General features: G+C 40.8%; 8 protein-coding genes and 1 tRNA gene. 8 read left to right on the top strand and 1 reads right to left on the bottom strand.

All coding sequences use genetic code 11. From position 1 onward, the window contains the following. Window positions 1-46: 46 nt before the first annotated feature. The 8 genes from SMSP2_RS01985 (at window position 47) to SMSP2_RS01950 (ending at window position 12713) form a co-directional block, all read left to right on the top strand. Window positions 47-119 (top strand) — tRNA-Thr (locus tag SMSP2_RS01985). A 3-nt stretch (window positions 120-122) separates the two neighbouring features. Continuing rightward, a complete protein-coding gene (gene larE, locus SMSP2_RS01980; RefSeq protein ID WP_146682356.1) occupies window positions 123-929 on the top strand; it encodes an ATP-dependent sacrificial sulfur transferase LarE in 807 nt (268 codons plus the stop codon). Window positions 930-1470: 541 nt separating this feature from the next. Next, window positions 1471-5001 (top strand): SNF2-related protein, encoded by a 3531-nt coding sequence (locus tag SMSP2_RS01975; protein ID WP_146682355.1) that lies wholly within the window; start codon window positions 1471-1473, stop codon window positions 4999-5001. A 5-nt stretch (window positions 5002-5006) separates the two neighbouring features. Then, window positions 5007-6122, top strand: a complete 1116-nt coding sequence (locus tag SMSP2_RS01970; RefSeq protein WP_146682354.1) for a sacsin N-terminal ATP-binding-like domain-containing protein — start codon at window positions 5007-5009, stop codon at window positions 6120-6122. A gap of 122 nt (window positions 6123-6244) precedes the next feature. Continuing rightward, complete coding sequence (locus SMSP2_RS01965; protein ID WP_146682353.1) at window positions 6245-9460, top strand: hypothetical protein; 3216 nt, start codon at window positions 6245-6247, stop codon at window positions 9458-9460. 87 nt (window positions 9461-9547) lie between these two features. Continuing rightward, window positions 9548-10816 (top strand): argininosuccinate synthase, encoded by a 1269-nt coding sequence (locus SMSP2_RS01960; RefSeq protein ID WP_146682352.1) that lies wholly within the window; start codon window positions 9548-9550, stop codon window positions 10814-10816. A 185-nt stretch (window positions 10817-11001) separates the two neighbouring features. After that, window positions 11002-12105, top strand: coding sequence for an MlaD family protein (locus SMSP2_RS01955; protein ID WP_146682351.1), 1104 nt, complete (start codon window positions 11002-11004; stop codon window positions 12103-12105). After that, on the top strand, window positions 12102-12713 hold the full coding sequence (locus tag SMSP2_RS01950; protein ID WP_146682350.1) for an ABC-type transport auxiliary lipoprotein family protein: 612 nt from the start codon (window positions 12102-12104) through the stop codon (window positions 12711-12713). Before SMSP2_RS01955 ends, SMSP2_RS01950 begins: the two co-directional genes overlap by 4 nt. Window positions 12714-12720: 7 nt before the next feature. Here the strand turns inward: SMSP2_RS01950 and SMSP2_RS01945 are convergent, their stop codons facing one another. Further along, entirely contained in the window at window positions 12721-13332 is a 612-nt protein-coding gene (locus tag SMSP2_RS01945; protein WP_146682349.1) for an SET domain-containing protein, read from the bottom strand. Window positions 13333-13362 lie beyond the last annotated feature (30 nt).

Raw genomic sequence — 13362 nt, 5'->3', positions numbered from 1 at the left:
GTATATTTACAACCAAATCGAAATCTATATAATAGCCCCACTTCTAGCCGATGTAGCTCAGTTGGCAGAGCACAGCTTTCGTAAAGCTGGGGTCGTGAGTTCGAATCTCACCATCGGCATTTATGGCAGATAAACTCTCAAATCTAAAAAACACCCTTAAAGGTTACCAGAAACTTGCAATCGCCTTCTCCGGCGGGCTGGACAGTACATTCCTCGCCGCCGCAGCCGCGGAAACGCTTGGCAGGGAAAATGTGCTGCTTTTTATGGCGCAGGGGCCTATAATCCCTGAAAATCAGATCAGAGATGCAGAAAAAACCGCCGCGAATCTGGGTTTAAAAATTATCAGGGCTGATGCCGATGTCATGAGTATCGGGGAGTTTACATGTAATTCCACAATGAGGTGTTATTACTGCAAAAAACATCTGTTTGCACGAATTCAGCAGCAAGCCCGCCAAATGGGCTTTGAACACGTTGCCTGCGGGACAAACACTGACGATTACAGCGATTACCGCCCCGGTAACAAAGCAGTAGAGGAGCTTGGCGTTCTTTGCCCGCTCGATGATGCGGGTATGTCAAAGGATGACATACGAAATTATGCACGGCGGATGAAACTGCCACAGGCTGATATGCCCACCACTACATGCCTGGCGACCAGACTGCCCTATGATACAGAAATCACACCTGAGATTCTTAAACAGATTGAAAAGTCTGAGCAGGTGCTTTATGAGCTTGGCTTCAGCGGCTTCCGTATCAGATTCTGCGGCGACACAGCGAGAATTGAGCTGCCCCAGAGCCAGATGAGCCGCATACTGGAAAAAAATATCAGAGACCGTATATGCTCTGAGCTGAGAAAATCGGGATTCAATTACATCTCGCTGGACCTTGACGGATACCAAAGCGGCTCAATGAATCGGGGACTGGGTAAATAAGGTTTCTTCTATACCTATGCCTGTAAACGTTTTAACGATTTTGCTTGAATTTAGTTTTTATTTATTCTAAAATTCATTATTGAAAATTCGGAGATTGAACGGTTGCCGTATTTTTATTTACGGCTTGCTAATGGAGTAAGGCACCCCGGCTTATAATAAAACCGTTTTTGCATACCTGAACCCGCACCTGAGACCTTTCATACTTGATATGCCGCAATAATTTTCAGTCGAACTGACGATATTCAGGCGGATACGCCCTTACTCGCCTGTAAACTCGAAGACAGAACCGGACAGGGAGGAGTTCGGTGGTTTGCAGACAAGAATATAAATCCGTCTGAATGCAACGGCTCCGGCCGTTCTGGCGGCCGGAGCCCGTTTTATTGTTACACACATAAAACTCATAACTTCCACCATGCCATTTATTTAAAGACAAAATCACCTATAAATCCACTATCTCAGAAAGTGAAGTTGACATTCTCTTATATTAAATTATTATACACAGGTAATAAGTACAGTTATAATAAATATATGGGGTTTATTTATGAACGATGTAACGCCGAAAATGGTAGCACTTCAACAGCTTATAAGCGAGGGGCTTTGCAAGTGGCTGGAGAGCAGATTGTTAAAAATGTCGGGAAAATGGTGGAAAGAGTATGTAATTCCAAACTTATCTTATCAGCAGAATGAAATGGTTAAACGCAGTAATATCAAATCTTTAGCAAGGCTTGACCTAGCTGCCTTACTGCGAATATTTGAAAAAAACTGGTATAACTTAAGTGATAAAGAGCCGAGCCTAACTCCTGAAAACAAATGTTACCTGCACGAAATGAAAATTGTGAGGAACCGATGGGCACATGTTTCCAGTGAGGGTATAAACGCAAAAGATGTTAACCGTGATCTTGACACAATTCAGCGATTTGCAGAAAGCTGGGACGAAAACAAATTGGTGCAGGAAGCTGCCGGACAATTGAAAAAAAATCTTTTAAAAGAGGTACCGTCAACTCCCAGTGAAAAGTCTAATTTAACAACAGAAACCATGAAAAAAACCGCTACAGGCTTAGAAATCGGCAATATCATATGCCTTAAGAGTGATAAGAACAAAAAAGGAGCTGTTACTGGAATAAAACTAACAGACACTGAAGCTATAATAACCGTATTCATAGATGGTGATAATAAAATTTTCTATGAATCACAGATCGAGCCGGCAGAAACCAGCAAACAATCTAAATCCACAATAGACCAACTGCACCGCAAATTAACCGCATTACAATTGAAAAACCCGTCTGTAGATAAACTATACTCTCTTAACGCCGCCAGAATTGATATTGTCCCTTATCAATTTATGCCGGTAATGAAGATTATCAAATCGGAACAGCCGCGAATTTTGATAGCTGACGGTGTTGGAGTAGGTAAAACTATAGAGGCCGGATTGATAATGCGCGAGCTTCAAGCCCGCAAGGAAGTAGAATCCGTCTTGGTTATCTGTCCCAAACCGCTTGTTACTGAGAAAAAGTGGTTCAGCGAAATGAAGCGGTTTGATGAGGATTTTACTGAACTTGACGGTAAGAGCTTAAAGTACTGTTTAGACGAGACATACAAAGAGTGCTGGCCTCAACAGCATAATAAAACAATTCTAACATATTCATTATTCAGCGAAATAACAGTTGAAGGAGACAGGAAACGCCATTTAAAAGGTATAGAAGATTTAGCCGATGACATAAAATTTGATATGGTGATAGTAGATGAGGCACATCACATAAGAAACAGTAATACATATGGTTATAGAGCTGTAGAGTGTTTTTGCCGCAACGCCGAATCTGTGGTTTTTCTTACCGCTACGCCTGTACAAATGGGAAACAGTGACCTTTACACTCTGCTGAATCTTCTACGCCCTGATCTTATAGTCGATCTGGACAGCTTTAAGTATCTGGTAGAGCCAAATCCGCATATCAATAAAGCCTTATCTTTTGCAAGGATCGGCGGCCATGACTGGCAGATAAAAGCTTTAAATGCCCTGCAGAAAGCGGAATGTACCCGATATGGTCAAACCGCCTATAAGAACACAGAATTCCAAAATTTGACCAAAAAGCTCAATAAGGATACTCTGGATTCTAAAGCGAGAGTCTCTGCCATATCTGCAATAGAAGGTTTTCACAGTTTCGCTTCAATAATAAATCGTACACGCCGCAGAGACATTGCTGATTTTTGTGTACGTAATGTCGAGACAGTTGAGGTTGATTTCACCAATGAACAGCGAATCTTCTATGATGCAATACTTCAATTTGAAATTGAACGCTTAGGCCGCAGTCACGGCGGAATAAACATTAAGTGGATGACCTCTACTATTCGCCGACAGCTATCAAGCTGTGTATATGGTCTGACACCATTCATCAAAGAAATTACCGACAAAAAGCTATCAGCGATAGCCAACTGCAGCATATCTGATGATGAAATTGATTTGACAGGTGAGGATATTGAATATCTACGAAGTTTATCCGCCGAGATAGAAGAATGTCTGCACAAACTTCCAGAACAGGATCCAAAATATGATGCTTTGAAAAAAATAGTTGATCAGAAAATTTCTATGCCGAACAACAAATTGATGATTTTCAGCTCTTTCAGGCATACTCTGAACTATCTCGCCGGCAAACTAAAAGGCGCAGGCATAAGGATTGGTTTGATACATGGCGACATACCTGATGAGGTACGGGTGACACTTCGGAACAGATTCGAGAAAGATAAAACTGATGAGGATGCCATAGATGTTCTGCTGTTCTCAGAAGTCGGATGTGAGGGGTTGGATTATCAATTCTGCGATGCAATGGTTAATTATGACCTGCCGTGGAATCCAATGCGAATTGAGCAGAGAATAGGCCGTATTGACAGACGGGGTCAGAAGAGCGAGGCTGTGGCAATATACAACCTGATTGTGAAGGGTACTATTGACGCTGATATCTATTCCCGCTGTCTGTTGCGAATAGGAGTTTTCAAAGAAAGCATAGGCGATTGTGAAGAAATACTGGGCGAAATAACCGAAAAACTTCGCGACATTGCTACCAACCTGGAACTTACAGACCAGCAGAGACAGGAAAAGCTAAAACAGCTTGCTGACAATGAGGTACTCCAGATTGAAAAACAAAGAGAGCTTGAGGATCACCAGCACCAGTTTTTCGGGCTTCAGGTGCCAACAAATAATGCTCAGCAAAAACTGGAGTCCGGCGAGAGTTACTGGCTCAGCCCGCAGGCAATAAGGCTTCTGGTGGAGACATATCTTCTCAGCAGGTGCGGCGAAGGGGAATATATACTCGGCCGGCAGCCATTGAAGACCCTTCGCCTGTCTAAGGAAGCCCGGCAGAGACTTCTGGCGGATTTCAAGTCGCTATCTTTAGATAAGTCAAGGTTAAACAGGCAGTGGCAGCGATGGCTCGAAGGTGCGGACCAGGTTTGCAGGTTAACCTTTGACGGTGAATGCGCTTCTGACAACAGAGAAGCTCAATTTATAATGCCGCTTCATCCGCTGGTAAAACAGGCTGTCATGATTGTTGATACAAAGAAAATGTCATGCTTAACGGTCAGGGTATCAACAGATATTACCCAACCGGGTGAGTACAGATTCATGATATTTACCTGGGCAAAACAGGGCTTTGTTCAAGATATGGAGCTTATAGCTGTTTGCGAAGATCCTGATTTAGAAGAGAATTTATTCGCTTTGCTGCAGGAGACTGTGGATTATGAATACAGCGGCACGGTCTCGAAGGACGATTATTCAGATGTAGAAAAGAGACACTACACACTATGGAAGAATGCAAACAAAGAGCATAAACAAAAAACTATAGAAGTTTGCAATATTAAACTAGACAGCCTTAGAACAAGTCATAACGCAAAATCAGCTGTTCTGCAAAGCCAACTGGATTCTGCTGATAACGAAAAGATAAGACGAATGAAACAAAGCCAGCTTGAAAATACAGAGGCTGCTTACCAGCGGCGGAAATCAAAAATCGAAGAGGCTAAGGAAAAAGCCGATATACATACAGAACCTGTTGCTTATGGAATAATTAAGATAGGGCATTAGCCAACATGGATAAAAAAGAGTTTATTAATAAGATAAGGGATGATTACAGTCCCAATAAAAACACACAGCGTACATTGGAAGGCTATTCGAGCAGTATTAAAACGCTTGCAGAGGACTTATACTCAAAGGACACTCATTTTATATTCGAACTTATCCAGAATGCAGAGGATAATAATTATGCTGATGATGTTAGTCCAACGCTTCGCTTTAAAATAGCTGAGATCAATTTGCAACGCAAAAAGGAAATTTCGCTGATCATTGAAAACAATGAAACTGGTTTTGAAGAAAGCCATGTTGATGCTATTTGTAAAATTGGAAAATCAACAAAAGACAAATCTCAAGGATATATTGGAGAAAAAGGAATAGGCTTTAAGTCTGTTTTCAAGATAACAAATTCACCATCTATATTTTCGAATGGTTTCCAATTTTCTCTTCCAGAAAACGATGAAGAAACTAAATTGGGCTACATAGTTCCCAAATGGATCGACATTATTCCAAATGAGATTAACCGGGACTGGACTACCATAATATTACCATTAAACAAAGAAAATGATGCAGTGAATAATCTCCTTAAGTATTTAGAAGAAATAGAACCGGAAACAATTCTATTTCTAAAAAGAATAAAAAAAATAGAAATAGTAGTTGATACGCCAAAAGACAATTACAAGATTGTCATTGAGAAAAAAGATGAATCTTACCCTCTTGTTAAATTGATTCATTGTAAAAACGCTGAAGGATTCAGGACAGCAGTGTACTGGATAAATTCAGAAGAATTTGACAAACCTGAATACGCTTATTCGGACAAAAGACCTAAAACACAAAAACGCGTAGTTTCTGTAGCCTTGCCCTTAAATAAAAAGTCTTCGCAGCAAAAGTTGTTTGCTTATTTACCTGTATGGGAAGAAACAGGTATCCCATTTTTAATAAACGCGGATTTTCTACTTGTTAGTTCTCGTGAAGGTATTCACGAAGAAGAATCGTGGAATGAGTGGCTCCGGGATTGCATCTCAATAGTCTATAGAGAAGGTGTTTTATCTTGCTTGCAAAGTGATTTGGTGTCAATAGATCAAAATATGCCATATATGCCACTATACCCACAAAGACTAACTATTCTTTTTTAAATGCAGTAGTTGAAGGTGTTCAGAATGAACTCAAGAATCATGAGATAATCCTTACAGAACCAGATAATTTATTGTGTAAACCTGAAAAAACTTATAAGCCACACCGCAAATTTAGAGGACTTTTGGAAAATGATGTTTTCCCTCTAATCTTTCTCGAACAAAGACTTGTAAAAAAAGAGATTGCTCATTTTGAAGAAGAGTTGAAAGCAGTGGGCGTTAGAAAGCTACCTTTTGATTATGTCATAGAAAGTTTTAAAGATATTGAATGGATTGATAAGCATGATTACGATTGGCTACTCGAATGCTATCAATATCTTAGATCATATGACAATGATAATGACTTGACTGGTTGTCCGGTAGTCCCGGTTGTTGTTGAGGGGAAACTTCGATGGTCATGTGACAATGAACAACCTATTTATTTTGAATGTGATGATAATATTAAACAGATTCTTGCAAGTGTCCCCGAGTTCGTTCGTGTGCCATTGGCATTCCTGAAACAAGATTTCTTAGAAAGAATAGTGGATGATTCTGAGCTCCGGAAATGGATGACCAAAACACTTAATGTTTACAATTTTTCGAAAGACAATTATGCTATTGATGTATCGAATTGGCTAAGGGATAATTACGAGCATATCAGTGAGTCTGATCTTGTTTACGCAACTGTCTTCCTTTCACAATTTCAAGACATGTATGATAAATTCAAAGACATACCTGTTTTACTTTCAGATGGCAGCTGCAGATTATCTTATAAACTTAACGATGAAAATAGCCTGTTTAGTACGGACAATATCGAACCTCAAATAAAGGCCGTAGCAACCCCCATCAACCTTGACCATGAAACAGGATGGCAGAACATTTTTGTTTCATATGAAGATAGAAAGCACCTAGTGTGGCTTTCAGGAGCCTATATTGAATTGAACAAAACTGAAACTATAAAAAAACTTCAGAAATTATGGGAAAAGTTAGGTGTCAGGGCTTATCCACCACCTGTGATATTTGAAGGTCATGGGAATGACAGCTCCTTAAACCATTATGAGGAGGTTTGTTTTAAGAAAACTCACCGTTCAAATTATAGTCGCAAGATTAAGAACTATCGTCCTTTTTCCGTTATAAGCTCTTTTAACGATTACTCTAAAGAAGAGAAAAATAAGATATCGTTTAGTTTAGTTAAATGGATTAACCAAACCCCTATAAAGTCTTGGGCATGGACTAAGGTTAGTTATTTTTTCTACAGCTGGAAATCGGAACTATTTTGTTCCGAATTACTAGTGACATTGAAAAACAAGCCTTGGTTGTGCACAACTAAAGGTTTTTGTAAACCTTCTGAGACTTTTATTTTCCGTGCCGAAATCAAAGAAATTCTCGGTGATTCAGTTCCATATTTCGAAGGGGAGCTTTCCGAAGATGCTGTCAGACAGTTAGGTATTAGAACTGAGACTACCGTAGAAGAGCTTATATCAGTACTTGAGCAAAGTACATTAAACAAGTCTGGTTCTAAAGACCTTGCCTGTCGAATATATCGAACTCTTGATTCGCGAGAATTGGAGTCTGATGTAATAGATCGTCTCTGTAATAATAATATTATTTTTATACCATCGGATTCAGAATCTAAATGGGCAACACCTGCTGAAGTTATATGGGAAGACCGCAGTAATATATTGGGTAATGATTTTGTTTATCTTGAAAGCTTATACCCTGACCTTAAAGACTTTTTTGTAAAAAAACTAAAAGTAAAAGAGGATGTCGACAATGAAGTCTATGCAAATTATTGGTTAAAACTGCAGGAAAAACCTGGCAATAATAAAGAACAAATCGAAAATAAACTAAATGCCATCTATCGTGAAATAAGAACTATCTGCCAGATGAACGAAGAGGATCGCCCAGATTGGTGGAAAAGTTTCTTATCTAAAGCAAAAATATGGACACAGGACAAATCATTTGAGAAACCCTCGCAAGTATATGTCCCTGATGATGGTAATCTAAGAGAGATATTTAAAAAAAACAAGAATATTTCTTTTGCATGGCGTCCTCAAAAAGATTCGTTCAACTACTGGTCGATAGTTTACAAAACTTTTCATTTACCTTTTTTATCAGATTCAGTAATTGCTAATATAGCAGAATACAAAGAAGATAATGTCATAGAAAAACCTAAATTTCTCACTAAATCTGCTAAGATACTTATTCTGACATGGATAAAGGAAAAAAGTGAGATCGATTATCAGAGATTGCTCGATAATAAGATTGTCAATGTACTTTGTGATACAAATGAAGTCATAGTTTCATCTCTCCAGGTAAATTATCAACTAAACAATTTCATAGAGACAATTTCGGCGGATTCTTTCTGGGATAAAGACAAAAAGATACTGTTTATTTTAAAAGGTAAATTTGACTTTGTAAAGAACCCGATTGCTCATGTGTTAGCTCGTGCATTAATGTCAAACCGTGCGTATAGAGATTTGGCTGTCTGGATAGAATTAGTACTTGGGTCAGATAACTCTGAATTTAGAATCAAGCAAAATAGTTGGCGAATTCCAGACGAAGTTAAGTATCTGATTGATGATAAGCCATTACAGTTAGAACAATATTGTCCCCTCAAAACTGAAGATGATCCCATAATTAACACCAGAAAAACCGACCATCAAGTAGTTATATTAAATGGAACAGAAACATCCATAGAGAAGCCGTCCATGCATAAAGACAAAACTGATCAGGTGATGGCGGTACAAATAACAGAAAACCATAGACTACAAAATAATATCGAAAATGAAAGTATGCCAGAATATCCTTCCAGACCATCAAGTAGCCCGGATAGACGTGCAGAGAGAAAAGCTAAGCAATACTCAAACCTGCAAGATGTAACACGTGAGAAAAGAGAGCGTAATGTTCGAACGAGCAAAACAAACTTAGACCCTCGATACTATCTGCAGGAAAACTACAAAAATATTGATGGCGTTCTGGTTTGCCAGCTTTGCCAGGAAGGTCTTGACGACAGGAGCGTGAGTTTTGAAAAAAAGGACGGCGGGTACTACTTTGAAGCTGTAGAAATGTTTAAAAATCTACCAAAAGAAGATGAAGCTAACAAACTGCTGCTTTGTCCTCTTTGTTCGGCTAAATATACGGAATTAGTAAAAAAAGATGCTAATCAACTCGATAAGCTCAAGAAGGCTATCCTTGAAATGGAAAGGAATACTGATGAAGAACTGCTGGAATTCCCCGTACAGTTAAATAATGAAGAGAAAAAATTGAGGTTTGTGCAGCAGCATTTCATAGACTTACAGGCAATTTTACAAAAGTCTGATGAGAATACAGGAAATAACAGCCTTGAGCGAGTAATATGATGATTTTTAGCTGGAAAACGGCCATGCGGAGTATATAATTCTGTTTTGTGTATAATTAACTAAACCATAATCATTTAGAGGTATAAAATGGCTAAGGCGGAAAAAATCGTACTGGCATACAGCGGCGGACTTGATACAAGTGTCATACTCCCATGGCTCAAAGAGACTTACGGCTACGACGTGGTCTGCTACGCGGCAGAGCTTGGACAGGGCGACGAGCTCAAGGGCATTCAGAAAAAAGCAATGGCTACCGGCGCAGTATCGTGCTATGTAGATGACCTGAGACAGGAATTTGTAGAGAATTTCGTGTGGCCTCTGGTAAAGAGCGGCGCGGTTTATGAAAACGGCTATCTGCTGGGCACCAGCATTGCGAGGCCTCTTATCGCCCAGAAACAGGTTGAAATCGCTCAAAAGGAAGGCGCCGTCGCCGTTGCTCACGGAGCGACCGGCAAGGGCAATGATCAGGTGCGGTTTGAGCTGACATTCATGTCTCTTGATCCATCACTGAAGATTATAGCACCGTGGAAAGATCCAAACTTTAAACTCACAAGCCGTGAAGCGGCAATAGATTACGCTAAAAAGCACAAAATACCGATCGAACAGACAAAGAAAAAGATATACTCACGCGACAGAAATCTCTGGCACATCAGCCATGAAGGGGCTGATCTTGAGAATCCGTGGAACGAGCCGCAGGATAACCTCTTTGTCATGTCCCGGCCGGTCTCAAAAGCGCCGGCAAAACCGGACTATGTTGAAATTGATTTTGAGCAGGGAATCCCGGTCAAGCTCAACGGCAAGGCTATGGACGGTGTGAAAATCATTGAAACACTCAACGAAATCGGCGGCCTGCACGGCGTGGGACAGGTAGATCTTGTTGAAAACAGGCTTGTCGGCATGAAAAGCCGCGGCGTATATGAAACACCCGGCGGCACAATTCTTATGACCGCTCATGAAGCGCTCGAGACGCTCTGCTTAGACAGGGAAACCTATCATTACAAGAAGCAAATCGCTCTTAAGTACGCTCAAATCGTGTATAACGGACAATGGTTCTGCCCGATTCGCGAGGCCCTGGATGCATTTATTGACAGCACCCAGAAGACAGTAACCGGCACAGTACGGGTCAAACTGTTCAAGGGCAGGGCAACGGCCGCGGGAGTTAAAAGCCCCTACAGCCTCTACTCGGAAGAAATCGCCAGCTTTGAAATGGGTGCAGAGTATGACCAGATGGACGCGATCGGCTTTATCAGGCTCTTTGGTCTGCCGATGAAGGTCAACGGAATTGTTAACCGTAAAACATCTAAAAAGAAAACCGCGGGAAAAACCAAACGCAAGACAGCCGCAAAAAAAACAAAGTAACATTTTTGTATTATTCAAATATCAAAGGGCGCCGAAAGGTGCCCTTTTCTGTTAATTTGCAAAATATTGGCATAAAGTGTTTTAAAAAGATGTTTTGCATAATGCCGGCTAATGTTATATAATTCCAAACTATATCAGGTATCAAGATTAAACGTGCATAATCATTGTTAAACAGGTTCAGGAAGATGGCTTCTTCGAAAGCAAATTATTTTAAATTAGGCGTCTTCAGCCTAACAGCGATAATAATACTAACAGCCACACTTATCATGTATGGGGCGGGAACGTGGGGAAAAGAATCGCTCTATTTTGAGACATATATCGATGAATCTGTGGAGGGGCTTTCTGTAGGATCTCCTGTTAACTATCGGGGAGTTCAAATCGGCCAGGTTGAGAAAATAACTTTTGTTCCGGCGGTATATGACCTTGACTATACGAATATAACGTCTTCTAAATTCTCTACTTATGTCCTGGTTGTGATGTCCGCCAATCCGCAAAAGGTCAAAAACTTCAATCGCAAGCTATTCAATCTTGACAACCTGATACAAGAAGGGCTTCGCCTCACACTCGCCAGACAGACACTTACCGGTGTTGCCAGGCTTGAGCTGGACTATCCGTCTTCGCCGGGGCCTGTTCCGGATATATTGTGGGAGCCGGATCATCCTTATATACCAGCGTCAAAAAGCCTTCTGGGCAATGTAACAGATGATTTCCAGAAACTTCTCCACAAATTAAGCGAAATTAATATAGCGGCATTGGAGAGTAATATCAATAACCTGATAACAGAGCTGACGGCGAAGTCTTCCGCTGTTGACACAGCCGCCATAAACACAAAACTGATAAGGCTGCTTGAGAATGCGGATACTGCTGTAACGGAAGTTTCAACCCAAACTAATGAGCTGCTGGCGGTTCTTAATTCAAAGACGCAAAAGATCGACACAGAGCAAATAAATGAGCATCTTCTCTCTCTGATGCAGGACTCTGAAACCGCCGTTCAACGATTTACGCAGCTAAATGATAACCTGATTCTGGTGAGCAAAAATATAGATGATTTTTTCCAGATAAGCGAGGGCTCTGAAAAGAAAAATATTTACGATATATCGAACAGACTTGACAAAATTCTCGCAAGTTTAGATTCGGCCATTTACCAGGGCGGCCCGGATATCACCGCACTTCTTGAATCAATGCAGCACACTCTTAACAACATAAACAGTTTTATTGCAGAATTAAAAAGTAATCCCGGTCAGCTGCTGTACTCAAATCAGCCCGGAAAAACGGAGGTTTATGAATGAAGAAATCACTTGTGACGTTACTGATATCCTTTGCGGTTTTCTCTCTTTCCGGATGTATGCTGGGGCGCAGTACTGTTAAAAAAAATTATTATATGATAAACGGCATAGAATACGGTGAAACCCAAAAAGAAAGCGGGCACATTCACGCCCCACTAAATGCCGTAACTGTCAATGTTTCTCAGTTTCAGATCTCAAGCGCAATGAAACGCAACAGTTTCATATACCGCCGCTCCGAGACAAAGTACGAAACTGATTTTTACAATGAATTCATGGCTTCGCCTTCGGAGATGATTACCTCGAATTTTTCGAGAATCCTGCTTCTCAACGGCTTTAATGTCATACCAGGGCTGTCGGATTATTCTGTTTACGGAAGCCTGAACGCTTTTTATGTGGATTTCAGAGATCCTGACGCCCCCAAATCTGTTATCGACCTGAACATAGTAACAAGATCCAATTCTGACCATAAACCGGTGGGAACAAAACATTACTTTTACCAGCAAACGGCTCAGGAAAAAACGCCTGAAGCTGTGGTAGAGGCCTTCAATGTCTGTCTGAGCCGGATTCTCGCAGATTTTGTAGATGATTTCACAGAATTTACCGGCAAATAAAGCGCCTTTAGCCGGCGGCGGCATCTGTCTCATTGACAGGCCATTTAATAGTTTTTACCGAAATGTAATCATCCGGATTTGCAAGCATCGATTTTATGCTCTCTTTCGTTGAAGTCTCAACCAGCGGCCAGAGCGGCTGAGGAACTTTATTTATCAAAAGCATACTCTCTTTTATCAGCTGATCCCAGATATCTCCATAAGTATCTATGTCATCGGCCTTGACAATCTTTCGGCAGTCAGGAGCGCCGCAATCGATCGAATACGGCTGCTGGATATTGAGCAATCCGTATTCAGTGGTTATTTCTTCGCCGGCGGAAATATCCCTGACCGCGATTTCAAAATTGCAGCCTGTCATCATAGTATTGCTTAAACAGCTGTGATTCATGTATTTAGCATGATCCCAGCTTAGTATAAGATTACCGTCTTTGTCATGATACATATACGTTTCAGTAAAACTTTTCAGCGGCTGAGGCATTCGGCCAAACTGCTGCTCAGTTATACACAGATCACAGCTGTCCCTTACAACAACTATTGTCCCGCGGGGAATATCGGCCAGGGCGAAAACACCAATCCCTACCTCAGGGCAGATATATCTTATAGTGGTTTGGGGGTGAATCATCCCTGGCACCTGCTGTAAACGTCTCCGGTT

The sequence above is a fragment of the Limihaloglobus sulfuriphilus genome (genome assembly GCF_001999965.1).
GTDB lineage: Bacteria > Planctomycetota > Phycisphaerae > Sedimentisphaerales > Sedimentisphaeraceae > Limihaloglobus > Limihaloglobus sulfuriphilus.
The sequence above is the reverse complement of the archived record's forward strand: the minus strand, read 5'-3'. Positions and strand labels throughout refer to the sequence as shown.